This is a genomic window from Aeribacillus sp. FSL K6-1305, from assembly GCF_038050115.1.
Lineage (GTDB): Bacteria > Bacillota > Bacilli > Bacillales > Aeribacillaceae > Aeribacillus > Aeribacillus composti.
Genome location: NZ_JBBOQV010000001.1, coordinates 1,150,700 through 1,176,114, shown reverse-complemented (window position 1 = coordinate 1,176,114; position 25,415 = coordinate 1,150,700). Strand labels below are relative to the sequence as shown.

Genomic DNA, 25,415 nt, shown 5'->3' with positions numbered 1-25,415 from the left:
TGAAAGGGGGCTCCGTTTATGCCGAAACATCCAACAATTGGTGTGGCGTTAGGTTCCGGGGGAGCTAGAGGGTTTGCTCATCTGGGTGTTTTGAAAGTGTTGAAGCAGCATGAAATACCGATTGATATGATTTCCGGTTCGAGCATGGGGGCCCTTGTAGGAAGCTTTTATGCCTCAGGTTTAACTGTTGAACAAATGTATAAATTGGCGGCAGCATTTAAACGAAAATATTTTATCGATGTGACCGTTCCAAAAATGGGGTTTATTCAAGGAGACCGCATTAAACAGTTAATTCGAATTTTTACCCGAAATCAAAATATAGAAGATTTGCCGATTCCTTTAGCGGTCGTTGCAACCGATTTAAATGAAGGGAAAAAAGTTGTTTTTCGAAAAGGTCCTGTTGCGGATGCCGTTCGGGCAAGCATTTCGATTCCGGGAATTTTTGTTCCTTTTTCTTATAACGGCTCGTTATTAGTTGACGGAGGAGTGATTGAACGGGTTCCCGTTTCAGCGGTGAAAGAAATGGGGGCTGATATCGTAATAGCGGTCGATGTATCACATGTCAAAAAAGAAGCTCGCATTCAGTCCATTTTTGATGTCATTATGCGGAGTTTAGACATTATGCAAAATGAGTTAGCGCAGCATCGAATAACATCAGATGTAGTGATCTGCCCGCGTGTTGAACATTTTCACAGCGGAGCGTTTACGAAAATTGATGAAATTATTAAACTTGGTGAAGAGGAAGCAACGAAACATATTGATGAGATCAAGAATAAGATCAACCAATGGAAGGAGACCAATCATGAAAAGTAAACGCATTATTATTTCTCTTATCATCAGCATCATTGTCGCACTCTCCGGTTCCTTCATCAAGCTCCCTTATTATATTACAAAACCGGGATTGGTCAATGATTTATCCAATATGATTCATGTTGAAAACGGATATAAGGAAGAGGGCAGCTTTTCGTTAACAACAGTCCGTTTCGGGAGAGCAACATTATTTACGTATTTATGGGCGAAAATGCAGAATGATTATGAGATTATGCCGATTCAACATGTCCGCCAAGAAGATGAATCTGATGAGGAATATATAAAACGTCAAATACATATAATGGAAGCTTCACAAAAAGCTGCGATTACCATCGCCTATAAAGAAGCCGGCAAAAAAATTACTATTCAAAATAATGGCGTTACAGTATTGGAGGTTATGAAAGAAGTACCGGCAAGGGAAAAATTAAAAGTTGGCGACCGAATCGTCGAAGCCGATGGAATGAATATAAAAACTTCAGAGCAATTCACTGATTATTTAAAAGGGAAGAAAAAAGGCGATCATATATCACTAAAAATAAACAGAGATGGAAAAATAATTGAAACATCAGTAGAACTTGTCCAAATTCCTGGTTATCCTAATAAAACGGGTCTCGGTGTTGGCGTCGTGACGGATAAAAAATTGACGACTTCACCAGGTATTACTATCAATACAAAAGATATCGGCGGTCCTTCAGCAGGTCTGATGATGGCTCTTGAAATTTACGATCAGCTGACGAAAACGGATTTAACAAAAGGATTAGAAATTGCTGGAACAGGAACGATTAATGAAAAAGGGGAGATAGGTCCGATCGGCGGCATTTCACAAAAAGTGATAGCAGCAGACCGTGCTGGGATTGATATATTTTTTGCCCCTAACGAAAACGGCAAGAGAGGCTCCGATTATGAAGAAGCGCTGAAGACACGAGACTCCATTCATTCTGATATGAAAATCATACCGGTGGATACATTTGATGATGCCGTCCATTATTTAGAAACAATGAGGACTTCCGGTTAAGGAAGCCCGTAACGTATAGGAGGCATTGTATACTCGAGCTTCATAAACTCGGTTGCGGCAGGTTCGTTGAGGATGAGCGCATAAACATTTGTCGCTCTGAGATCCATTTCCAATACATCTGAAGAATAGGACGAAACTTTAGAAATAAGCGGCAGCTCCAACTGTTTTTTAACAGCTTGCAAATAGCTTTGCCCCCGCCCTGACATTCCGAGCAAACGAATATACGGGGCTTTTTTCGTTTTTAATATGCTCGCCATTTCTTCTTTTTTCGTATTGGTCAAAAGATAGGTGCATAATCTTTGCAATCTTGTCCATGTGTATCTTTTCGTTTTCAAGAGAGATAGAAACTGGTGGAATGATGCAGCCCTTTTAATATGGTGAACAACGCGGTGTTCCAAGCCTTCGTCCATTTCATATATTTCTTTTAATTCTGTTAAAGTTTTGGACAATATAGAATATTTTAAAAATGGAAAGTAAAGCTCCCAATCGTGAAAGGCTGAATAAGTTTGTTTATAATTCAGTAAAATGCGAAACGAACTTTCCGGAACATAATGTTTCATGGAAGACAAGTTTTGTTCATGAACAATGTTTTTTCGGATGCTTGTTGCGCTGGCAATGCTCGGGTGATGGTATGATTCATCATGGTAGCCGGCGCCAATTCTCTCGATTGTAAGAGGCTTCATCGAGCTTTTTTGTTGAACAATGGCTTTGACATATTGAAATCCTAATATATTGTTCGGTTTGCTTAAATCTAATAGCGTTTTTTCCCCGGAAGCAATTTTTTGAAAAGCAATGGAAACGGCCTTTGGATAACTGTTGCCTTTCGAAAGCGCTGTTTTCAAAAGATGAACGAAATCATCGCTTCTTTTCTCCAGCAGTTCATATGTTTCAAGAAAAGCGTCAATTTTTCCGACCTCGCTTCCGAAACATAGTGAATCACAGCCAAGCGCATCTAAAATCGACACGGCGCCGCTGGCGAAAATTTCTGCGCTTTGCGATGAAAAGGCAAACGGAAGTTCAAAAACTAGATCTGCGCCGCCTGCTAGAGCCATTTCTGTTCTCGCCCATTTTGAGACGAGTGCCGGCTCTCCCCTTTGCAAGAAATGACCGCTCATCACTGCAATGACAATATCAGCATTTGCTTTCTTCTTTGATTCGGCAAGATGGTGTAAATGACCGTTATGAAATGGGTTATATTCTACAACAATTCCGACCGCCTTCAACTCCATCACCTTCTTTTTCAATTCATCAATATATTTGTGCAATAATGCCTATATTATAGTGTAAAGGAAAAATATTGACAAATACTTATTTGAAAGCTATAATAACCTTTGTTGTCTTGAGGTGATATATGTTGAAATGGTCTGTTCATCAATTATATAAACTGCAGAAAAAAGGCTTACAAATCAATGAAGATGTCGATCTATATGATCTTGTCCAAAATCATCCTGATTTGCGGGAGATAACTCCTGTTCATGTTCAAGGACATGCAGATATAAGCTCTATGAAAGTCATCTTTCATTTAACAATTACTGGCGAAATGACGCTTCCTTGCGCAAGAACACTTGTTGATGTTAAATATCCATTTGAAATCCGCACATCGGAAACGTTTTTGTTTAGCTCCGACGAGTATGAAACGAGTGAGCAAACACATGTTGTTCAAGGAGAAGTCATTGATTTAATGCCAATCATTCATGAGCTTGTCCTTTTAGAAATTCCGCTTCAAGTGTTTAGTGATGAAGAGGAAAACAAGCAGGAAGCAGCACCTCAAGAAGGAAAGTTTTGGAAGCTAATAAAAGATGAAGAACAAAAAAACAAAATTGACCCAAGATTAGCTAGCTTAGCTAAGTTATTGGATAAGAAAGAAAATGATTCTTAAAGCATTGCTCTGTAAGGAGGTGGGAAAAATGGCAGTACCTTTTAGAAGAACATCCAAAACGAAAAAAAGATTGCGCCGTACACATTTTAAATTACAAGTTCCAGGTATGGTAGAATGTCCAAACTGCGGAGAAATGAAGCTGGCGCACCGCGTATGCAAATCTTGCGGAACATACAAAGGCAGAGAAGTAGTAAACAAATAATGAAAAGTGACCATACCGTGTCAAGTAGACAATTTAGCTGCGGCCTTTTCTCGATATTCAGTCGGGGAAAGGCCGTTACATTTTGTGAAAGCAAATGCGGCTTAAGATCTGCTTGAACGGCTTGATCGTTTTTGGAGCTTTCTGTATTAAAGCGCGAGAAAAAGCTTTCAATACATACATATTTTTCTCCTGGCACAAAGGCTTCCTTGAATCTTTGAAAATTTCTTAATCCATTCTGAAATCTGTGCATCCTCTTTATTCCTAAGGTTCCATGAAGCTGCCGAGAAAACGATCCTTCCTCTAGTGTTAAGCGAACGACTTCACGAATATGAGTAGAAGATTTGTCCTTTTAGCATAAATCTCCTCCAAGCTAGACTCTAAAAAATATCCTCTCTTTTGACAGCCTGCCTGCTGGCGGAATGGGAAAAGATGTGAAGAAAATGTCGAATGCCGAATTAGAACAACCGCTTCTTCCAAATTTACTAATGCATCTCTCAATTCTCCCTCGATTTTCAAAAAAAACTTTTTAGGAAGCAGAAGAAATGTCAATGAAAGAAGCACATTCTTTTTCCTTTCAACTAAAACTGTGCTTCTATCGTTTCTATTACAGGCATATATATTATTAAAAATTGCATGAAATAGTTGAGATGAGGCAAAAAGCTCGCATCACAAAATTTAGAAAAGAGAATGGAAGCAACAATTGATTTGTTACATCTCATTCTATTTTTAAAAAATCATTTTTAAGAAAAAGTCAAATCAAAACGGAGGGATGAACAAATGGCGGTGACACGGCAAGATGCATGGACAGAGGATGAAGATCTGCTCTTGAAAGAAATTGTTTTGCAGCATATTCGCGAAGGCGGAACACAACTAAAGGCTTTTGAGATCGTTGCGGAGAAACTTTCAAGAACGGCTGCTGCATGCGGTTTTCGCTGGAATTCATATTTGCGAAAAAAATATGAAACAGACATTGAACTTGCGAAACAGGAACGTAAAAAATTTAGACAGCAAAAAGAGAAGAAAAATTCCGAAAAAAAGCTGCTTCATTATGAGAAAGCAGGTGGAAGATCGGAAATCACTATCGAAGATGTGATTGCTTTTTTAAAGTCTACACAGCACCAACCGGTGAACAATCGGTTGGAAGAAGAAAATAAAAGCTTGCGTGAAACAATTTCTTTTCTAGAACAAAAAGTAGAAGAATTTAAAAACGAAAATGAACAATTACATGAACAATTGAAGAAGATTGAAAATGAATTTTACGCTTTTATTAAAATGATGGAAAAAGTGAGGGAACGAGCAGGATTGAAAGAAGAGGCGGAGAAAGAAAAAATGAAACATAAAAAAAGACCGTTTCAGTTCGGTCAGGAATGAAAAAAGGGAGATTCTAAAAATAGATGAAACCGACAAAGCGTGCCGGTTTCATCAACTATCGACTTCTGACTTTGAAAAAGACGCTGCCAGCGTCTTTTTTTAATGAGCGCCCTTTTCTTTGACAGTGACACTGTTAGGATACCAAACGAGAGGATTTTCTCCACGATCTCGTTTCATATCATACTTTACAGGGACAAAGCCCATCTTTTCCCAAAAGCCAGCCGATTTCATACGCGGATTTGTTTTTATAGGCAAGCCGAACGATTTGGCAAAATCAACAAGCGTTTTTCCATACCCTTTTCTTTGGTATTCAGGAAGCACTTCCAATTTCCATAACTCAAGATAGTCCTGTTTTGGCTCAAAATATTGATCGTATTTTTTATCCACCCGATATAAACTCATCCGGGCAATTAATTTGTCTCCGTAGTAAATCCCGTAAAAGGGCGAATCGCTGTTATTTTCGATAATATTTGCTTCTAAATCCTCCAGCATGGATAATTCTTGTAAGCCGTATTCTTTAAATTTTTTAAATTCCTCTAAAGTTTTATAATTGACTAATAATTTTTCCACTTTTACCATGGCGAATCTCCCCCAATTGCCGCTATAATGATAGACGCCTTTTCACTCACATTATACTAAACATAAAGAGAAAATAACATTGAAAAAATAATAAAAAAGCAAATATAATCAAATTTTTAATTATATTCAGGAAAAAGAAGAATTTTTAGTTTTTGTTTGTTATGATACATATGAGAGAGGTGGAGAACTTGAAGATCGGTGTAATTGGCGGAGGAGCTGTAGGCTTGTTAATATCGGCATACCTTAGCCGAAAACATGACATTACCCTTTATACAAAGACGGAAGAGCAGGCAATTTTGGTAAGGACAGAAGGGATACATGTCATAGGCCCGAACCCTTGGACTGCATATGTAAAATCACGTGCAGATGTATTATATAATGAAGAATTATTAATTATTGCTGTCAAGCAATATAGTCTGCCGTCATTATTTGGAAAGCTAAAGCAATTGCCGCCGAAAAAGATTGTATTTGTTCAAAACGGCATAACTCATATCGGCAGAATGAAAGAGCTTGCCCAACATGAATTGTATATAGGGGTTGTAGAGCACGGCGCCTTAAAAAAATCCCCTAATACCGTTCACCATACTGGTATTGGGAAAATTCGCATCAGCCCGTATGACGGCGGTGGGGCGCGGGAATTTATTGATCAGTTAAATACGTCTGATCCATTATTTTTGGTACAATATGAAGAGGATTGGGTGCCGGTTGTATTGAAAAAACTGGCCGCCAATGCAGTTATTAATCCATTAACTGCCTTATTTCGAATGCCGAATGGCCACATCGTCAGCAATCCTTATGTTGCAAAGCTTGCCAAAAAGCTATTTCACGAAGTATGTGATGTTCTTGAAATAAATGAAAAGGATGATTTATGGGAATATATTGAAAGTATTGCAATAAAGACAAAAAACAATCGTTCATCAATGCTGTCGGATATTGAACATCATAAAAAAACAGAAATTGATTCAATATTAGGGGATCTCATTCAAAAAGGGAAAGAAAAGGGTGCTCATACTTGTACAATGGAATTTTTGTACAATGCGATTAAAGGGTTGGAAAACCAGGAGGAACGTTGATGGGAATTGTTATAGGAATCATCGCCTTTTTTGTGACGTTTCCATTGGCCGCGTGGCTGCTGTTTTTGGTTCTTTTTCGTATTCTATTAAAAAGTAAGAAAAAATCTTTCCTTTTGAGCGTGGATGTGGCTGCTGTATTTTTTGCCGTTTCATTTTGGATCAAGCTTTCTGTTATTTGGCATCATCAATCGTTTTTATGGCTGCTTTGTTTATATTTGCTGCTTTTTTTGGCGACAGCTGGACTTCAATTCGTATTCACTGACGAGATCAAATGGATGAAAGCATTGAAAATGATGTGGAGAAGTTCTTTTTTAATATTTTTTCTACTGTCTGAGAGCATGGCGATCATCGGGGTGTTTATGTACATAATGAATCAAATGTGAATAAATAAAAGCAAAATTTTTTTGTTTAAAAATATTACATGCTATACTCTTGTCGGGGTAATGATAATGAACGAAGAAAGGAAGTTAATAGATATGGAGGCGTTTGAACTCTTCCTTCCTCAATCCAATCCTTTTGTGAACAATTATATAAATCGGCGATTAGAGGTTGAAAAATATTTTGATTATGATCCATTTCAAGAAGATGTATTTCAAAAAAGATATGACGATATTTTATCAAGGACTTATAAGAGGGATGAGCTGGCGGATGTTTTAATCCAATATCATAAGCGGCTGAACGCAACAGAACAGATGATGGAGAATATTTTAAAATTAAAAAATCCGAATAGTGTCGTCGTTGTGGGCGGTCAGCAAGCTGGACTCTTAACAGGGCCTTTATATACAATACATAAAATCATTTCCATATTGGCATTGGCGAAAGAGCAAGAGAAAAAGCTGAACATACCTGTTGTTCCCGTTTTTTGGATCGCGGGGGAGGATCATGACTTTGACGAAATTAATCATCTCTATGTGGCAGACAGAGGGCGTTTGAAAAAGAAAACGATCATGCAAACACAACGAAAAAAAACAATGATATCGGAGTTATCAATTGATAAAAACGCTTGTCGCATTTGGCTGGAAGAAGTTTTTGCGGCATTTGGCGAAACGAAATATACGAAACATTTGCTTGCTTCTTTGTATCATGAGCTTGACCAATCTGCCACTTACGTTGAATTTTTTGAACGATTACTCATCTCCATGTTCGGAGATGAAGGAATTGTACTCATCAACTCTGGATCAAAAGAATTGCGGGAATTGGAAAAATCTTATTTCGAACAAATGCTCATGGCAACTGACAGCATTTATCATCAAGTCGTCAAGCAGCAGCAAATTTTAAAAGAAGAAGGATATCCATATCAAGCAATTACAATGAGAGAAAACTGCGCCAATCTGTTTTATCAAATAGAAGATGAGCGCTATTTGCTCATAGAAAAAGAGAAGAATCTGTTTTCGATCCCTGAAATCAATTGGACGTCTTCGTTGTCTGATCTTTTAGAAGAAGTCAGAATGAATCCATGGAAGTTCAGCAATAATGTAGTGACAAGACCGGTCATGCAGGAATATTTGCTTCCGACTTTGGCTTTTATCGCCGGACCAGGAGAAATTGCGTATTGGGCAGAATTAAAAGGGGTATTTCATTTATTCTCGATGAATGTGCCGCCAGTTATTCCGAGAATTCATTTGACGATTTTAGAAAGAAACATAGAGTCGGACTTGCTAGAATTGGACCTGCCGTTGGAAGAGGTTCTTAAGCAGGGGGTTGAACCGTTAAAACATAGGTGGTTTAAACAAAAGGAGCCCTTTGATGTCAGCACATATGTGTCGAAAGCAAAAGTAGAGATTGAGGACATTCATCGGTCATTGCGAGAAAAAATAGAGGATTTCGACCAAAGCTTAGCGCCCGTATTGCGGAAAAACGCACAATTTATCGAACAGCAGATAGATTTTGTGGAAAGGATCGTTCAAAAAAAGATACATGCAAAATATGAAGCAGAGCTGCAAAAGTTCAGGCGTATTGAGTATTCACTGAAACCGAATAATCAATGGCAAGAAAGAGTATGGAATATTTATTACTATTTAAACAAATATGGGCCGAATTTTGTAAAAGATTTGCAGCAGTTGACATATACTTTCAATGGAAAACATAAAATTGTCAAATTATAAAACTATTTTTTGAAAAATCCTGTGTCATACAGGGTTTTTTTTTATGTCCATTAATAGTACAATAAATTTGTGGTGAAAAGTGGGGGGAAGTGGTGGAAAAGAAATGAAAGTGGGGCCATCGTAATGTTTATGGGAGAATACCAACATACGATCGATTCAAAAGGAAGATTGATCGTACCCGCAAAATTCAGGGAAGGCCTTGGCGAGAAGTTTGTTCTCACGAGAGGTCTTGATCAATGCTTGTTTGGATATCCCCTCAGCGAATGGAAAGTGATTGAAGAGAAACTGAAAGCTCTCCCATTAACAAAAAAAGATGCCCGAGCTTTTACACGATTTTTCTTTTCCGGCGCTATTGAATGTGAAATGGACAAGCAAGGACGGATTAACATTGCGGCTCCACTTCTTGCTTACGCGAAATTGGAAAAAGAATGCGTCGTCATCGGCGTTTCCAGTCGGATAGAAATTTGGAGCAAACAAAATTGGGAGCAATACGTGGCTGAACAAGAAGAATCATTTGAAGAAATTGCAGAAAACATGATTGATTTTGATATTTGATGTTCATCCTATCCATGATCAAAACTTCTTCCGTTGGAAACGAGGTGCTGGATATTGTTTGTACATAAGACAGTTTTGCTGGATGAAGCGATTGAAGGTTTACGAATAAAAGAGGACGGAATTTATGTTGATTGCACATTAGGAGGGGCAGGCCATAGCGAACAAATTGCTAAAAGGCTGACAACTGGACATTTATACGCCTTTGACCAAGATGAAGCTGCAATTGCTTTTGCGAAGGAAAAACTCGAGCCCTTCCAAGATAAAGTAACCATCATCAAAAGCAATTTTAAACATTTAAAAGAAGAGCTTTTCTCTAGGGGTATTCATAAAGTAGACGGGATTTTGTTTGATTTGGGAGTATCTTCGCCTCAGCTGGACACACCGGAACGAGGCTTCAGCTATCAATATGATGCTCCTCTTGATATGAGAATGGATCAAAACCAAGAGCTTTCCGCTTTTACCATTGTCAACACCTGGCCCTATGAAAAGCTTGTAAAAATTTTTTTTCAATACGGAGAAGAAAAATTTTCAAAGCAAATAGCTCGAAAAATTGAACTTGCCCGCAAAAAAAAGACCATTCAAACAACTGGCGAGCTGACGGAAATTATAAAAGAGGCAATTCCTTCCGCCGCTAGAAGAAAAGGCGGGCATCCTGCCAAACGCATCTTTCAAGCAATTAGAATTGCCGTCAATGACGAGCTTTCCGCTTTTGAAAGCGCGGTTAGTCAGGCAATTGAACTGTTAGCTCCAGAAGGGCGGATATGTGTTATTACGTTCCATTCTTTAGAAGATCGAATTTGCAAACTGGCGTTTAGAAAAGCTGCCAGCCAAGCAGAAATTCCGCGCAACATACCGATAATTCCCAACGAAATGCTGCCAGAAATCAAAATTATAACAAAAAAACCGATCGTGCCGTCGGAAAATGAAATTGAAGAAAATCGAAGGGCGAGATCCGCTAAACTTCGTATAGCAGAAAAGATTAAAAAATAGGAGGTTTTCTATGAGCAATTTAGCTGTCAAAATTCAAGAAAGGCGACAAGAAGAAAAGAAGCATGCAAAACAAACCCTCGTTGTTAAACGAAAAAGATCCTCCATTACATTAGGCGAGAAACTGTTATTTGTTGTTTTTTTATTTTTGATGCTGGTATGCTCCATTTGGATTATCTCAAATAGTGTGAAATTGTATCAAGCAAATATAGAAATGCAGAAAATCGAAGCTGAAATTGAAAATCAGGAAAAAATCAACAGTGATTTAAACCTTCAGGTCGATGAATTGAAAAGACCTGAAAGAATTTATAAAATTGCTAAAGACTTAGGCTTCACATTAGATCCAAGCAAAGTAAAAGGCATACAGGACTGATTGGGATGAAGAAAAGCAAAAATATGAATCGGGGAGCAGCAATATTATCCGTAATATTTGTTCTGCTCTTTTTTATCTTATTTGGGAGGTTTTTCTACATTCAAGCGACAGGAACTGTCGATGGTCAAGTGCTAGCTGTTAAGGCAAAAGAAAAATATGAAAAAAAGCGCATGCTTGAAGCCCGCCGCGGCCAAATATTGGATCAAAAAGGAAACGTGCTCGCTGAAGATACTGTTACCTATACATTAGTAGCTGTATTGGATGAAAAAATGACAACGGATCCCGACCATCCGAATCATGTTGTCGATCCTGAAGAAACGGCAGAAAAATTAGCTCCCATTCTTGGAATGAAACAGAAAGAAATCGAAACTATTTTGAAAAAAGACAAGTTTCAGGTCGAATTCGGAGAAAAAGGAAGAAACATCAGCTTTGCGAAAAAACAGCAAATTGAAAAGCTTAAATTGCCCGGCATCGGTTTTATTCGCGATACAAAACGTTTTTATCCAAACGGAAAATTTGCATCATATGTGATTGGCTACGCCAAGCGAGATGAAAAGACGGGAAAAACAACCGGGCAGCTGGGGATAGAAAAAAGCTTAGATAAATATTTGCAGGAAACAGACGGATATGTGATATATGAAAGCGACCGAAGCGGCTACAAGCTGCCGCACAGCAAAGACAAAATTGTTACGCCGAATAACGGAGCCGACGTTTATTTAACAATTGACCAAAAAATTCAAACGTTTTTGGAAGATGCGTTAAATGAAGCTGAAAAACAATATCAGCCGACGAAAATGATCGGAATTGTCGCAGACCCAAAAACGGGGAAAATTTTAGCGATGTCTCAGCGGCCAAGCTTTGATCCAAACGAGCGTGATATTCAAAATTTTTACAATGACGCTGTTTCTTACCGTTTTGAGCCTGGTTCGACAATGAAAATTTTTACATTAGCTGCTGCGGTTAATGAAGGGGTTTATAACGGCAACGAAAAATATAAGTCCGGGATGTATAAAGTAAAAGGCGCAAGTCCTATATACGATCATAACAATGTCGGATGGGGCACCATTACGTTTGATGAAGCTGTTCAGCGGTCATCCAATGTCGGTTTTGCCATATTAGCGCATAAAAAGATTGGGCTTGATCGGTTTTATCAATATTTAAATCGTTTTGGGTTTTTAGAGAAAACGGGTATTGATTTGCCGAACGAAGAGAACAGCAAATTAAATTACAAATGGGAGAGGGATAAAATTTCGACTGCATTTGGACAAGCGTCAGCTTTCACACCAATCCAGCTCGTACAAGCTGCAACAGCTATTGCCAACGATGGGAAGATGATGAAGCCTTATGTCATCGATAAAATTGTAGACCCTGACACAAATCAAGTGCTAAAGAAGACGGAACCATCGGTAGAAGGCGAACCAATCACAAAAGAAACTGCTGCGAAAACGCTTGAACTTTTAGAAACTGTTGTGACATCTGAACATGGAACAGGGAAACCTTTTCAAATCCCGGGGTATCACATCGCCGGGAAGACTGGGACAGCTCAAATAGCAGGAGAAGGAGGACGTTATTTAACGGGCCGGGAAAATTATGTATTTTCCTTTTTAGGAATGGCTCCAAAAGAAAATCCAGAGCTCATTGTCTACGTTGCTGTTCAGCAGCCGAAGTTGAAGCCGACAGAAACCGGTTCAGCTCCTGTTTCCATGATTTTTAAATCAGTGATGAAAAATAGTCTTGAATATTTAAAAATTGAACCGACAACTGCTGCTGCGAAGGAAGAAAAAAATGTTAAAAATGAAAAAGAAGTCGGAGTTTCACTGCCTGAATATAAAGGCCAGCAGGTTCAACAAGCCGTTCAACAGCTCGAAAAACAGCAAATTCAACCAATTGTTCTAGGCGGCGGAGCCACCGTCACCTCCCAATATCCAAGCGCGACTTCACGGGTGATCCAAAGAGAAAAAGTGTTTCTTCTAACGGACGGAGCTGTGAGAATGCCGAACATTTCCGGATGGTCGTTGCGGGATGTGATGAAGCTGTGTTCCATCATGGAGCTTGAGCTGAAATATGAAGGAAGCGGATATGTTAACGCACAAAATATTAAACCAGGCACTGAAATTAGAAAAGGAGATCAATTAACTATTAAATTAAAAAAGCCTAAGTAGTACCACAATAGGAGCCCGCTTTTAAAAAAAATGTATCTGGGAACGGTTTGGCAAGCGGGCGCCTGCTTCCGCTTGAAGCTTGTTCTATATTAAATGGACGAGGCATATATTTTGATAGCGAACCTACATGAGGGGAGTTATCGTATATATGCGCGTTTCAAATGTAACAGTAAGAAAACGGCTCGTTTTCGTTCTATTGGCAGGTTTTTTGATTTTCGCCGTGATCGAAGTAAGACTAGGATATGTCCAATTTGTGTTAGGCGGGCAATTAACTTCTCTTGCCAAGGATTTATGGAGCAGAAATATTCCTTTTGAACCAAAGCGGGGAGAAATCGTGGACAGAAATGGGGAGAAGCTTGCGACAAATGTCAGTGCCCCGAGCGTATTTATCATTCCTCGTCAGGTCGAAAATCCAGCTGAAACGGCTCAAAAGCTTGCTTCTGTCTTAAATATGCCGACGGAAAAAGCTTATCAATACGTAACGAAAAAAGAAATGATTGTCCGTGTTCATCCTGAAGGGCGGAAAATATCTGACGAAAAAGCGCAAGAAATACGCAGTTTAAATTTAAAAGGCGTTTACATTGCCGAAGATTCTAAAAGATATTATCCGTTTAACAGCCTTTTAGCGCACGTTTTAGGCTTTACAGGGATCGACAACCAAGGGCTAAGCGGACTTGAATTATATTATGATCGGCAATTGAAAGGCCAAAAAGGATATGTTAAATTTTATTCTGATGCTAAAGGAAAAAGAATGCCAAATGAAGTGGAGGAATATATGCCTCCTGTGGACGGCTTGAATTTAAAGCTGACGATTGATGCAAAAATTCAATCGATCATCGAAAGGGAATTGGACATTGCCGAATCGAAATACAATCCGGACGGAATAATTGCCATTGCCATGAATCCGAACAACGGAGAAATTTTAGGCATGGCATCAAGACCGACATTTGATCCGACAAAATATCAGCATGTCGATCCGAAAGTTTATAACCGAAATTTGCCGATCTGGAGCACGTATGAACCTGGATCAACATTTAAAATTATCACGTTAGCAGCCGCTCTTGAAGAAAAGAAGGTTGATCTTTATAGAGAGCATTTTTACGACCCGGGTTATGTAAAAGTTGCCGGTGCGACATTAAGATGTTGGAAAAAAGGCGGACATGGGGATCAGACGTTTCTTGAAGTTGTTCAAAATTCATGCAACCCGGGATTTGTTGAACTTGGACAAAGGCTGGGAACATCGACTTTGTTTGAATATATTAAAAAATTTGGCTTTGGTGAAAAAACGGGGATTGATTTAGCAGGTGAAGGAAGCGGCATTCTATTTCAAGAAAGTCAGGTTGGACCTGTCGAGCTTGCGACCACAGCGTTCGGCCAAGGGGTCTCTGTAACGCCGATCCAGCAAGTGGCCGCTGTTTCAGCCGCGATCAACGGCGGTGTTTTATATACACCGAATATCGCAAAAGAATGGATTGACCCGGATACGGGAGATGTTGTATCAAGAAAGACTCCTGAGGCGAAAAGACGCGTTATTTCCGAGGAAACATCCAAACAAATTCGCGCTGCTCTTGAAAGTGTTGTTGCAAAAGGTACAGGAAGAGGGGCGTTTGTTGAAGGGTATCGGGTCGGAGGAAAAACGGGGACTGCGCAAAAAGCTGCTCCCGGCGGAGGATATTTGACAAATAATCATATTGTATCGTTTATTGGTTTTGCACCTGCAGACAACCCTCAAATAGTTGTTTATGTCGCCGTTGATAATCCAAAGGGAACGGTGCAATTTGGCGGTGTTGTTGCCGCGCCAATTGTAGGAACAATCATAAAAGACAGTCTCCGACAGCTCGGTGTGAAGCCTAGAACGAAGCAAATGGAAAAAAAGGAAACTTGGCTGGATGAAAAGTTCGTCACAGTACCGGACGTTTTAGGACTCACAAAACAGGAGCTCGCTGAACAGCTTGTGAATTTAAAACTTGATGTAAACGGCGACGGCAAGGTAGTCGTTCAACAATCGCCAAAAGCAGGCGTAAAGGTAAAAGAAGGATCTACTGTACGAATTTTATTAGGAGACGAGGCGGCAGCAGACGAATAATTTTCTAAAAAAGGGCTTTTTGAAACAACTGCTTTTGAAAAGCCCTTGTCGCTCATTTTAAGCTAAGATAAAATAATGGAGAATGTTTTTTTGAGAAAGGATTATCGTTATGAAATTAGATGCAATTCTCACTGCTCTACATCATTATAAACGTTATGGTAATGGGAATCCTGAGATTACTTCATTGGAAATGGATTCGCGTGCTGTGAAGGAAGGAAGCTTATTTATTTGCATCAAAGGCTTTACGGTAGACGGTCATGAGTTTGCTTTAGAAGCTGTAAAAAAAGGCGCAGCCGCTCTGTTATCAGAAAAACCGCTGAACCATCTGCCGGATGATATCCCGGTAATTGTCGTAAATGATACAAAACGGGCAATGGCTGTGCTTGCTGATTATTTTTATGATCAGCCAACACATAAGCTTCACCTCATCGGTGTCACGGGCACGAACGGAAAAACGACTACGACTCATCTGATTGATCATATTTTTCGCAATGCCGGCTATAAAACCGGTTTAATCGGAACAATGTATACAAAAATAAATGATCAACAATACGAAGTAAAAAATACAACGCCTGACAGCTTAACCCTGCAAAAAACATTTAAAAAGATGATTGAGGAGAACGTGACCCACGCCAGTATGGAGGTTTCCTCTCATGCGCTGCATATGGGACGAGTCCACGGCTGTGATTTTGATGTTGCAGTATTTACGAATCTCACCCAAGACCATTTAGACTATCACCAAACAATGGAAGAATATCGAAATGCGAAAGGATTATTGTTTGCTCAGCTCGGAAATAAATATGATCATAATCATCCAAAATTTTCTATATTGAATGGTGATGATCCAGCCTCTGACTATTACAGACATATGACTTCTTCCCATATCGTTACATATGGAATTGAAAACGAATGTGAGATTATGGCGAAAGATTTGAAAATGAATGCAAGCGGGACTTCTTTTCTCCTCGTTACTCCTGAAGGTACATTTCCTGTACAAATGAAATTAGTCGGGAAATTCAGCGTTTATAATGTTCTTGCTGCTATTGCGGCTTCTTTAGTTTCAGGAGTTGAGATCGAGAAGATCATCGAAGCGGTCGAATCGATGGAAGGTGTGCGCGGCCGATTTGAGTTAGTAGATTGCGGACAAAATTTTTCCGTCATTATTGACTATGCACACACACCAGACAGCTTGGACAATTTATTGAAAACGGTGAAGGAGCTTGCCAAAAAGAAAGTCATTTTAGTCGTTGGCTGCGGAGGAGACCGCGATCGAACGAAGCGTCCGCTTATGGCGAAAATTGCTGTTCAGTGGGCGGACATTCCAATTTTTACTTCCGACAACCCTAGAAATGAAGATCCGCATCAAATATTAAAAGATATGACAGCTGGTGTCGACGGAGAACCTTTTCATTCAATTGTCGATCGAGAGGAAGCCATCCAATTTGCAATCAGCAATGCAGAAGAAGGAGATGTCGTCGTCATTGCAGGAAAAGGCCATGAAACATATCAACAAATCGGGGACAAAAAATTTGACTTCGATGATCGAAAAGTGGCTATTCGCGCTATTCAATTGAAAGAGAATAAATAATCAAGCAGGAAGAGGATTTGTTATGGAATTGGAATGGTTTAACATCAATAATCATATGGATATAAAGGCAAATGTTGGTTTTGGTGGGAGGAGGAAGTATCAATGCTAGAACAAGTCGTGCTTTTTACCATCTTAATGGGCTTTTTAATCAGTGTATTACTTTCTCCCATTTTTATTCCATTTTTAAGAAGGCTGAAATTTGGCCAAAGTATTCGGGATGAAGGACCAAAATCCCACCAAAAAAAATCCGGAACTCCGACGATGGGCGGAGTCATGATTATGTTATCCATCATTATCACCACTATTGTCATGACCAATAAATTTTCGAAACCGGGGATCGAAACGTTTTTGCTGTTGTTTGTAACGATCGGTTACGGACTCCTCGGATTTTTAGACGATATGATTAAAGTGGTGTTAAAAAGAAATCTCGGTCTGACTTCAAAACAAAAATTAATCGGTCAAATCATTGTTGCGGTTATTTTTTATTTTGTTTTAAATCAATTTGAGTTCTCTACAGAAATTCGATTGCCGGGGACGGAACTTTCTTTTGATCTTGGCTGGCTCTACCCCGTTCTTATTTTGTTTATGCTTGTAGGCGGCTCAAATGCCGTCAATTTGACCGACGGTCTCGATGGATTGTTATCCGGCTGCGCTGCAATTGCTTTCGGAGCATTTGCTGTATTGGCATGGAACAATAGTCAATATGATATCGCCATCTTTAGTGTTGCAGTGGTCGGTTCCGTATTAGGCTTTTTAGTGTTCAACGCTCACCCTGCAAAAGTGTTCATGGGAGATACTGGCTCATTGGCTTTAGGAGGAGCGATTGTCGCTGTAGCCATTTTGACAAAATTAGAAATTTTGCTTATAGTGATTGGCGGCGTGTTTGTTATTGAAACATTATCAGTCATTATTCAAGTAATTTCCTTTAAAATGACTGGAAAAAGAGTGTTTAAAATGAGCCCGCTCCATCATCACTATGAATTAAACGGATGGTCGGAATGGAAAGTCGTCGTGACATTCTGGGCGATGGGTTTGCTTTTTGCAATACTAGGAATTATCATCGAGGTGTGGTTATAATTGAAAAATGTACAAATGTATGTCGATCAAAACGTTCTCGTATTAGGTTTGGCGAAAAGCGGCTTGAGAGCCGCTAAATTATTGCATAAACTAGGTGCTCGTGTTACCGTAAACGACATGAAACCATACGAAGCAAATGATGATGTAAAAGAACTTGAAAGTTTAGGGATCAAACTTATTTTAGGAGAACATCCCGAACAATTGCTCGAGGAGCATAATATTGATATTGTTGTAAAAAATCCAGGCATTCCATACACAAACCCAATCGTACAAAAAGCAGCGAGCCAAAATATTCCCATTATAACCGAAGTCGAGCTTGCGTATCAAATTTCTGAAGCGGAAATTATTGCGATAACTGGATCGAATGGAAAAACGACGACGACAACTTTAATATACGAAATGCTGAAGGCAGATGGAAAACAGCCGCTGCTGGCAGGAAATATCGGAAATGTGGCTTGTGAAGTTGTACAGGAAGCGACAAAGGAACAAATTGTAGTTATGGAGGTATCCTCGTTTCAGCTTTTAGGAACCATTCATTTTAAACCTTCAGTCGCGGTCTTGTTAAATATTTTTAATGCCCATCTAGACTATCATGGAACTCGCGAAAATTATATGCAAGCGAAAGGGAAAATTTTTTCGAACCAAGATGACCAATCGGTTGCGGTTATCAATTCGGATGATCAAGATGTTGTGCGTCTGTCCGAACTGTCAAACGGAAAGAAAATTTATTTTTCAACCAATAAGGAAGTATCAAATGGTGCTTATATCCAAAATGAATCCATTTGGTATGATGGTGAAAAAATTATTGATATAAAAGATATCGCTCTTGTCGGCAAGCATAACTTAGAAAATATTTTGGCCGCTATTTGTGCAGTAAAGGCGAAAAATGTTGGAAACAAAGCGATTCAAAAGGTGCTGGCATCGTTTTCAGGTGTAAAGCATCGCTTGCAATATGTCGGCGAAGTTTCAGGAAGAAAATTTTATAACGATTCGAAAGCCACGAATATTTTGGCAACAACAAAGGCTCTCGAAGCTTTTTCATCCCCTGTTGTATTGTTGGCCGGAGGGCTTGACCGGGGGAATGAATTTGATGAATTAATCCCGTATTTCAAACATGTGAAAGCAGTCATCACCTTTGGACAAACTGCCCCAAAAATAAAGAAGGCTGCAAAGAAGGCTGGAATAGAACTGATAGAACATGTCGATAATGTGGAACAAGCAGTCTTTGCGGCGTTTCGCATATCGGATATAGGTGATGTCATTTTGCTCTCTCCGGCCTGTGCAAGCTGGGATCAATATAAAACATTCGAAGAGAGAGGAGACATTTTCATAAACGCCGTGCATAAGCTAAAATAAGGGCTCGTACCCTTAAGCTTAAAAAAGATGGGGTGTTCGGCGTGTCGACAAAAAGCAAATCTCCAGATTTCATTTTAATTTTGATCACATTTTTGCTGCTTTCGATCGGTTTAATCATGGTATATAGCGCAAGCGCCATATGGGCAACGTATAAATTTGACGATGCATTCTTTTTTGCAAAGCGGCAGCTGCTGTTCGCCGCCTTGGGCATTGTTGCCATGTTCTTTTTTATGAATATAGACTATTGGACATGGAGAACGTGGGCAAAGGTGCTTTTAATCGTATGCTTCGTTTTGCTGATTGCCGTGTTGATTCCTGGAATTGGCGTTGTACGAAATGGCTCCAGAAGCTGGATCGGTGTCGGGGCATTTTCCATTCAGCCTTCTGAGTTTATGAAGCTAGCAATGATCGCCTTTCTGGCTAAATTTTTGTCCGAAAATCAAAAATTTGTAACAACCATTAAAAAAGGTCTTTTCCCGTCCTTAGGATTAGTCTTTTTAGCATTTGGGATCATTATGCTTCAGCCGGATTTAGGAACAGCAACGGTGATGATGGGAGCATGTGTCGTCATGATCTTTGCAGCAGGAGCGAAAATTAGCCATTTTATCGGACTGGGATTGATAGGTGCACTCGGTTTTACCGCTCTTGTGTTATCAGCTCCTTATCGTATGAAAAGGATCACTTCGTTCCTCAATCCATGGGAGGATCCGCTTGGGAGCGGGTTTCAAATTATTCAATCGCTTTATGCAATTGGCCCTGGAGGCCTTTTCGGATTAGGATTGGGTCAAAGCAGACAAAAGTTTTTTTATTTGCCCGAGCCACAAACAGATTTTATTTTTGCGATCGTTGCGGAAGAATTGGGGTTTATAGGCGGTTCTCTTGTGCTTTTATTATTCTCTCTTTTGCTTTGGCGGGGAATTTTAATCGCGTTGAACGCGCCTGATTTATTCGGCAGCTTGCTTGCTGTCGGCATTGTTGCAATGGTTGCGATTCAAGTGATGATCAATATCGGGGTTGTCACAGGATTAATGCCTGTAACGGGCATCACCCTTCCGTTTTTAAGCTATGGAGGATCGTCACTGACGTTAATGCTGATGGCAATCGGGGTGCTTTTAAATATTAGCCGATATGCAAAATATTAAGCTTTCCAATCTGGATAAATATGGAAAAAAGGGGCTTTTCAGCTTGTTTTGCTCAGCCTCTTTTAACTGTTTTATAAAAAGTTTCTAACATTTCAGGGGGGGCTTTTTGAATGAACATTGTCGTAAGTGGAGGAGGAACCGGCGGTCATATTTATCCTGCGCTTGCTTTCATAAAAGAAGTGAAAAAATATGACCCTCATGCCAATTTTTTATATATTGGGACGGAAAATGGACTGGAAAAAGAGATTGTGGCACGGGAAGGGATCCCGTTTAAAGCGATTAAAATTAGCGGTTTTAAACGAAAGCTGTCGTTTGATAATGTTAAAACAGTTTATCGATTTTTCAACAGCTTCGCCATCTGCAAAAAGCTGCTAAAAGAGTTTCAGGCGGATGTTGTAATTGGGACTGGAGGATATGTTTCGGGACCAGTCGTTTATGCAGCCAGCAGACTCGGAATACCGACAATCATCCACGAACAAAACAGCGTGCCTGGTTTGACTAATAAATTTTTAGCAAAATATGTTGATAAAGTCGCCATTTCTTTTGAAAGCTCCAAAAAATTTTTTCCGGAAGAAAAAGTTGTTCTAACAGGAAATCCTCGCGCGCAGGAAGTGATTGGCGGCGATCGGGCAAAAGGTAAATCATCTTTAAATTTAACAGAGAATGTAAAATCCGTGCTCATCTTTGGAGGAAGCCGCGGGGCAAGACCGATTAATGAATCTGTCCTCAGCATCCTTGACGAATTATCGAAAAAGCCGTATCAAATTGTTTATGTCACCGGTGAGGTTCATTACAAGCAAATAATGGAACAAATAGGTGATTGCGGCCGGCTGAAAAATATTATTATCAAACCGTTTATCCACCAAATGCCGGATGTGCTGGCAGCAGTTGATTTAATCGTATCAAGAGCAGGTGCTACGACTTTAGCGGAAATAACAGCGCTTGGTCTTCCAAGCATATTAATTCCAAGCCCGTATGTTACAGCCAATCATCAAGAAGCAAATGCCCGCACACTCAGTGAAAGAAACGCTGCCGTTTTATTGCTTGAACAAAATTTAACAGGGCATCGTTTGTTAACGTTGATCGATCAAATTTTACTGAATCCGGAAACGTTGAAGAGCATGAGCGAAGCTTCTTTTGAACTGGGAGTTCGTGATGCAGCCAAAAGGCTTTATCAAGTCATGAACGAACTTGCCGCTGCTAATAACAAGATTTGAAAATGGGGGGATACATGTGAAGCAGCTGTTGGAAGAGTTAATTCGAGCTGATGTAGGAAAAGTGCTTGAGAATGAGCCGTTAAAAAAACATACAACGATGAAAGTCGGCGGACCGGCAGATGTGTTTGTCGAGCCAAAAAGCATTGAAGGCTTAATGAAAACAATGGAAATCATCAAAAAGCATCATGCAGATTGGCGCGTAATAGGGAGAGGATCCAATTTACTTGTTTTAGATGAAGGAATTGCCGGGGTCGTAATTAAATTAGGAAACGGCATCAGCCATTTAACCATTCAAGATGAGGAGATCACAGTGGGGGGAGGCTATTCATTAGTCAGCCTGTCAACATTGATCAGCAGAAAAGGATTGTCTGGTTTAGAATTTGCCAGCGGCATTCCCGGATCTGTAGGCGGTGCGGTCTATATGAATGCGGGTGCGCACGGCTCGGATATTTCAAATGTTCTCAAAAAGGCGCATATTTTGTTTGCAGATGGGACATTAGAATGGCTTTCCAATGAAGAAATGGAATTTTCATATCGCAGCTCTATCTTGCAAAAAAAGCGCCCGGGAATATGTTTAGAAGCGGTATTTCAATTAAAAAAAGGAGATAGAGACAGCATCGTATCGACGATGCAAAAAAATAAAGAATATCGCCGTGAAACACAACCTTGGAACCATCCTTGCGCAGGAAGCATTTTCCGAAACCCCCTTCCTCATTATGCTGGTCAGCTCATTGAAAAAGCCGGCTTAAAAGGCTACAAAATCGGAGGCGCAAAAATATCGGAGATGCACGGGAATTTTATTGTCAATGAAGACAATGCAACAGCTTCAGATGTTCTGGCCCTCATCGATTTTGTAAAAAAGACGATTTACGAGCAATTCCAAATCAAAATGGAAACGGAAGTTGAAATTGTTGGAAGGAATAAATAGGAAAAATCTTTCTCCCTTTCAGCTTGTACATTATGTTATAATATTTCAACAAGATTTTTTTAAAACGGCATGCTATTGCCGTTTTTTCACCTTTAAACATTTTTTGCTCCTTTTGGACAAGCTTATATATTAAACCTGGATTCAATGAATCTAGGATGGGGTGAACATAGACTTGGAAAAAGAAAAAATCGTTTCAATCGAGGATCGGATACCGAAGCTCAAGCAGCAGCGCAAACAAAAGGCAAATAGGAGATTTATACTATTTATTCTCACCTTCTCCTTGCTTATTTTATTAATTATTTATTTAGAAACGCCGTTAAGCAAAGTGAAAAACGTAGAAGTGAGCGGAAATGTCAATGTTCCCAGCGATGAAATCATTTCGCTTTCCGGTATCGATCAACAGACGAATTTTTGGAGTGTTAATAAAGAAAAAACGATCAAAGCCTTGAAAAAACATAAAGAAGTGAAAGGTGCGAACATAGTCAAAATTTTCCCTCACACCATTCGGATTGAAATTGAAGAAATGAAACGAGTAGCCTACGTGTCCAATGGATCATCCTTTTACCCGGTTTTGGAAAACGGGGAAACTTTAGATGGACAAAAAAGCGTAAAAGTGCCTGATGCTCCGATCTTATTCGGTTTTGACGATGCTGAATTTGCTCATCTCATGACTGAACAATTGACAAACCTTCCGCATTCCATTTCCAATTCCATTTCTGAGGTTCACTATACGCCGGAAAAAATGGATCCGTACATAATTACATTATTTATGAACAACGGCTATGAAGTGAGAGCTTCTATGAAAACTTTTGCTGAAAAAATGCGTTCATATCCAATGATTGTAAAAGAACTCAACCCGAAAGTAAAAGGGATTATCCACTTAGAAGTCGGTTCTTATTTTGAGCCTTACAGCAAGAAAGGATCACAGAAGAATAAAGGGGACAAAGCCGATGAGGAAAGCTAATGCCAGCCATGTCATGTTATTTTTTATTATGCTCGTCGTCGGTTTCTTAATTTCATATTCTTTTCAATGGACAAAAGAAAGAAAAGATTTGAATGTATCACCAGAACAGTGGGAAAAAGAATATGAAACAAGAAAGCTGCTGATCAATCAAGAAGAAACAAACCGGAAGCTCCAGGAGGAGCTTTTTCAAAAACAAAAAAAAGTTACAGAAATTGAAGAGCAATTGAAAAAAGAGAAAGAGCTTTATTATAACTTAGTTGAAGATGTTGAAAAATTGAGGATGTTTGTAGGAGAGGTAGGGGTTGTCGGCGAAGGGATTGAAGTGACGCTCGAAGACTCTTCTTATGTTCCAGAAGGGGAAAATGTGAACAATTATATTGTTCATGAAAGCCACATCTTTAAAGTTGTGAATGAATTGCTCATTTCAGGTGCGACCGCTGTAGCGATCAACGGACAAAGAATATTCCATCATTCTTATATCATCTGTAACGGCCCCGTCGTAACGGTAGATGGAAACCAATTTCCCGCTCCATTTGTTATTTCTGCCATCGGAGATGCTGAGGTATTGACGCAGGCGCTAAACATTGCAGGAGGCGTTTTGGATCAGCTTGCCTATGAAAATATTGTTGTAAAGGTGGAAAAGAAAAAAGAAATTAAAATGGGGCCCTATTTGTCAAATGAACTGGATGATTAGCGGAAACCCTAGCTAACCTAGCTCTAGAAAAAAGAAAGGTGATGGACGATTGATGAAACCAAAATGGAAATTTGCCTTTACATTTTCCATCATTACAACAATTTTTGGGTTTATGCTTGGCGTGCAATATCGATCCATAGAAGAACCGGACGAGCGTGATACGAGGGATATGTGGGAGCTCCGTGAAGATTTAAAAAGAGAACAGAAGCTTCAAGTGGAATTGTTAGAAGAAATCCGCAAATATGACCAAATGCAAAGGGAAATGGAAAAAAACGAAAGTCCTGAAAAAGCGTTGAAAGATACTTTAGAAGAGCTGAAGGCGAAAGCGGGTTTAACCGAAGTAAAAGGTGAGGGTGTCGTTCTCACAGTTGAGCCTTTGTTTGACAGCAACCTGCTCGGAAAACCTATTCAGCCGATTTCGCCAGAGCTTTTAAAGCGTCTGATCAATGAAGTGAACTCTTATGAAGCAAAAGAAATTTCAATAAACGGATACAGAGTTGTCAACACAACCGTTATCCGCGATATTAACGGAATAACGAAAATTGACGGAAACAGTCTGAACACTTACCCGATTGAAATCAAAATTTTATCAAACGACGCTGAAAAACTTTACAGTAAAATAAATGGATCTGCATTGAAAGACGATTTTGCGATTGATAATTTGAAATTGACCGTATCTGCACCGCAGAAACAGCTAATTATACCGCCTTATGAAAAATCGATCCGCATTCAAAATATGGCACCTCTTAAAGATGAAAAGGAAGGGAATTAGTTATGTGGCTCCCGGTTATCGGAATTCTTTTAGGTATCGTCTTAGGTCTGTACAGCAACATTCAAATTCCAGATGAATATTCCAACTATTTATCAATAGCCATACTTGCTGCGCTTGATACTCTGTTCGGGGGATTCCGGGCATACTTGCAAAATTCTTATGATGAGCTTGTGTTTGTTTCCGGATTCTTTTTTAATATACTTTTAGCTGCAAGTTTAGCTTTTCTCGGCGTTCATCTTGGTGTAGACTTGTATTTAGTAGCAATGTTTGCTTTTGGAGTTCGGCTTTTCCAAAATATAGCGGTTATTCGCAGAATTTTAATCGCAAAATGGAACAGCGGCAGAAATACGAACAAAAAAAAATCCAACTTTTAAAAGGGAAAATAGATCAAGTGTTGAATTTACACATATACAAATTGAAACAAATATGTAACGTTCGTTTCATTGTATTGTTCTATTGGACGTAATAGAATAGTAGTAT

Annotated in this window: 25 protein-coding genes; 23 read left to right on the top strand and 2 right to left on the bottom strand. The window is 39.4% G+C overall.

What is annotated here, in order from left to right:
• The first annotated feature begins 18 nt into the window (after positions 1-18).
• Both NST97_RS05515 and NST97_RS05510 read left to right on the top strand, forming a co-directional pair.
• Positions 19-813 carry a patatin-like phospholipase family protein gene (locus NST97_RS05515; protein ID WP_063388513.1) on the top strand — a complete coding sequence of 265 codons (795 nt, stop codon included), beginning with the start codon at positions 19-21 and terminating at the stop codon, positions 811-813.
• Positions 803-1,825 (top strand): SepM family pheromone-processing serine protease, encoded by a 1,023-nt coding sequence (locus NST97_RS05510; protein WP_341343017.1) that lies wholly within the window; start codon positions 803-805, stop codon positions 1,823-1,825. The genes NST97_RS05515 and NST97_RS05510 overlap by 11 nt, the downstream gene beginning before the upstream one ends.
• On the opposite strand, the gene NST97_RS05505 is transcribed toward NST97_RS05510, so the two are convergent.
• Positions 1,822-3,048: a nucleotidyltransferase gene (locus NST97_RS05505; RefSeq protein WP_339209985.1), complete on the bottom strand. Its 1,227-nt coding sequence runs from the start codon at positions 3,046-3,048 to the stop codon at positions 1,822-1,824. The genes NST97_RS05510 and NST97_RS05505 overlap by 4 nt on opposite strands.
• A 131-nt stretch (positions 3,049-3,179) precedes the next feature.
• On the opposite strand from NST97_RS05505, the gene NST97_RS05500 reads away from it, so the two are divergent.
• The 3 genes from NST97_RS05500 to NST97_RS05490 all read left to right on the top strand — a co-directional run bounded on the left by NST97_RS05500 (position 3,180) and on the right by NST97_RS05490 (position 5,277).
• Positions 3,180-3,704: a YceD family protein gene (locus NST97_RS05500; protein WP_339209984.1), complete on the top strand. Its 525-nt coding sequence runs from the start codon at positions 3,180-3,182 to the stop codon at positions 3,702-3,704.
• Between the two features lie 28 nt (positions 3,705-3,732).
• The gene (gene rpmF, locus NST97_RS05495) at positions 3,733-3,906 is read left to right on the top strand and encodes a 50S ribosomal protein L32 (RefSeq protein ID WP_063388509.1); all 174 of its coding nucleotides are present in this window, start codon (positions 3,733-3,735) and stop codon (positions 3,904-3,906) included.
• A 777-nt stretch (positions 3,907-4,683) separates the two neighbouring features.
• Positions 4,684-5,277: an RsfA family transcriptional regulator gene (locus NST97_RS05490; RefSeq protein ID WP_341343016.1), complete on the top strand. Its 594-nt coding sequence runs from the start codon at positions 4,684-4,686 to the stop codon at positions 5,275-5,277.
• Between the two features lie 99 nt (positions 5,278-5,376).
• Here the strand turns inward: NST97_RS05490 and NST97_RS05485 are convergent, their stop codons facing one another.
• Entirely contained in the window at positions 5,377-5,856 is a 480-nt protein-coding gene (locus NST97_RS05485) for an N-acetyltransferase (RefSeq protein ID WP_341343015.1), read from the bottom strand.
• 188 nt (positions 5,857-6,044) lie between these two features.
• Between NST97_RS05485 and NST97_RS05480 the strand changes: the two genes are divergently transcribed.
• The 18 genes from NST97_RS05480 to NST97_RS05395 all read left to right on the top strand — a co-directional run bounded on the left by NST97_RS05480 (position 6,045) and on the right by NST97_RS05395 (position 25,309).
• Positions 6,045-6,929, top strand: a complete 885-nt coding sequence (locus NST97_RS05480) for a 2-dehydropantoate 2-reductase (RefSeq protein WP_341343014.1) — start codon at positions 6,045-6,047, stop codon at positions 6,927-6,929.
• Positions 6,929-7,312, top strand: coding sequence for a DUF3397 family protein (locus tag NST97_RS05475; RefSeq protein WP_341343013.1), 384 nt, complete (start codon positions 6,929-6,931; stop codon positions 7,310-7,312). The genes NST97_RS05480 and NST97_RS05475 overlap by 1 nt, the downstream gene beginning before the upstream one ends.
• A 66-nt stretch (positions 7,313-7,378) precedes the next feature.
• A complete protein-coding gene (gene bshC / locus NST97_RS05470; protein ID WP_341343012.1) occupies positions 7,379-9,034 on the top strand; it encodes a bacillithiol biosynthesis cysteine-adding enzyme BshC in 1,656 nt (551 codons plus the stop codon).
• 123 nt (positions 9,035-9,157) lie between these two features.
• Positions 9,158-9,589, top strand: coding sequence for a division/cell wall cluster transcriptional repressor MraZ (gene mraZ, locus NST97_RS05465; RefSeq protein ID WP_063388503.1), 432 nt, complete (start codon positions 9,158-9,160; stop codon positions 9,587-9,589).
• A 54-nt stretch (positions 9,590-9,643) separates the two neighbouring features.
• The gene (gene rsmH / locus NST97_RS05460; protein WP_063388502.1) at positions 9,644-10,579 is read left to right on the top strand and encodes a 16S rRNA (cytosine(1402)-N(4))-methyltransferase RsmH; all 936 of its coding nucleotides are present in this window, start codon (positions 9,644-9,646) and stop codon (positions 10,577-10,579) included.
• Between the two features lie 10 nt (positions 10,580-10,589).
• Positions 10,590-10,949, top strand: a complete 360-nt coding sequence (gene ftsL, locus NST97_RS05455; RefSeq protein WP_063388501.1) for a cell division protein FtsL — start codon at positions 10,590-10,592, stop codon at positions 10,947-10,949.
• A 5-nt stretch (positions 10,950-10,954) separates the two neighbouring features.
• A complete protein-coding gene (locus NST97_RS05450; RefSeq protein WP_341343011.1) occupies positions 10,955-13,111 on the top strand; it encodes a penicillin-binding protein in 2,157 nt (718 codons plus the stop codon).
• A 148-nt stretch (positions 13,112-13,259) separates the two neighbouring features.
• Positions 13,260-15,197 carry a stage V sporulation protein D gene (locus tag NST97_RS05445; protein WP_144597719.1) on the top strand — a complete coding sequence of 646 codons (1,938 nt, stop codon included), beginning with the start codon at positions 13,260-13,262 and terminating at the stop codon, positions 15,195-15,197.
• Between the two features lie 109 nt (positions 15,198-15,306).
• Complete coding sequence (locus NST97_RS05440) at positions 15,307-16,785, top strand: UDP-N-acetylmuramoyl-L-alanyl-D-glutamate--2,6-diaminopimelate ligase (RefSeq protein ID WP_341343010.1); 1,479 nt, start codon at positions 15,307-15,309, stop codon at positions 16,783-16,785.
• A gap of 102 nt (positions 16,786-16,887) precedes the next feature.
• On the top strand, positions 16,888-17,862 hold the full coding sequence (mraY, locus tag NST97_RS05435) for a phospho-N-acetylmuramoyl-pentapeptide-transferase (RefSeq protein WP_066251816.1): 975 nt from the start codon (positions 16,888-16,890) through the stop codon (positions 17,860-17,862).
• Positions 17,863-19,218, top strand: a complete 1,356-nt coding sequence (gene murD, locus NST97_RS05430; protein WP_445206676.1) for a UDP-N-acetylmuramoyl-L-alanine--D-glutamate ligase — start codon at positions 17,863-17,865, stop codon at positions 19,216-19,218.
• 41 nt (positions 19,219-19,259) lie between these two features.
• Positions 19,260-20,360: a stage V sporulation protein E gene (gene spoVE / locus NST97_RS05425; protein WP_063388496.1), complete on the top strand. Its 1,101-nt coding sequence runs from the start codon at positions 19,260-19,262 to the stop codon at positions 20,358-20,360.
• A gap of 110 nt (positions 20,361-20,470) precedes the next feature.
• Positions 20,471-21,577, top strand: a complete 1,107-nt coding sequence (murG, locus tag NST97_RS05420; RefSeq protein ID WP_063388495.1) for an undecaprenyldiphospho-muramoylpentapeptide beta-N-acetylglucosaminyltransferase — start codon at positions 20,471-20,473, stop codon at positions 21,575-21,577.
• A 16-nt stretch (positions 21,578-21,593) separates the two neighbouring features.
• Positions 21,594-22,505 (top strand): UDP-N-acetylmuramate dehydrogenase, encoded by a 912-nt coding sequence (gene murB, locus NST97_RS05415; RefSeq protein WP_311066250.1) that lies wholly within the window; start codon positions 21,594-21,596, stop codon positions 22,503-22,505.
• A 172-nt stretch (positions 22,506-22,677) separates the two neighbouring features.
• Entirely contained in the window at positions 22,678-23,469 is a 792-nt protein-coding gene (locus NST97_RS05410; RefSeq protein ID WP_063388493.1) for a cell division protein FtsQ/DivIB, read from the top strand.
• The gene (locus tag NST97_RS05405; RefSeq protein WP_063388492.1) at positions 23,456-24,163 is read left to right on the top strand and encodes a DUF881 domain-containing protein; all 708 of its coding nucleotides are present in this window, start codon (positions 23,456-23,458) and stop codon (positions 24,161-24,163) included. Before NST97_RS05410 ends, NST97_RS05405 begins: the two co-directional genes overlap by 14 nt.
• Positions 24,164-24,215: 52 nt before the next feature.
• Positions 24,216-24,935, top strand: coding sequence for a DUF881 domain-containing protein (locus tag NST97_RS05400; RefSeq protein WP_063388649.1), 720 nt, complete (start codon positions 24,216-24,218; stop codon positions 24,933-24,935).
• Between the two features lie 2 nt (positions 24,936-24,937).
• Positions 24,938-25,309 (top strand): small basic family protein, encoded by a 372-nt coding sequence (locus NST97_RS05395; RefSeq protein ID WP_311066249.1) that lies wholly within the window; start codon positions 24,938-24,940, stop codon positions 25,307-25,309.
• Positions 25,310-25,415 lie beyond the last annotated feature (106 nt).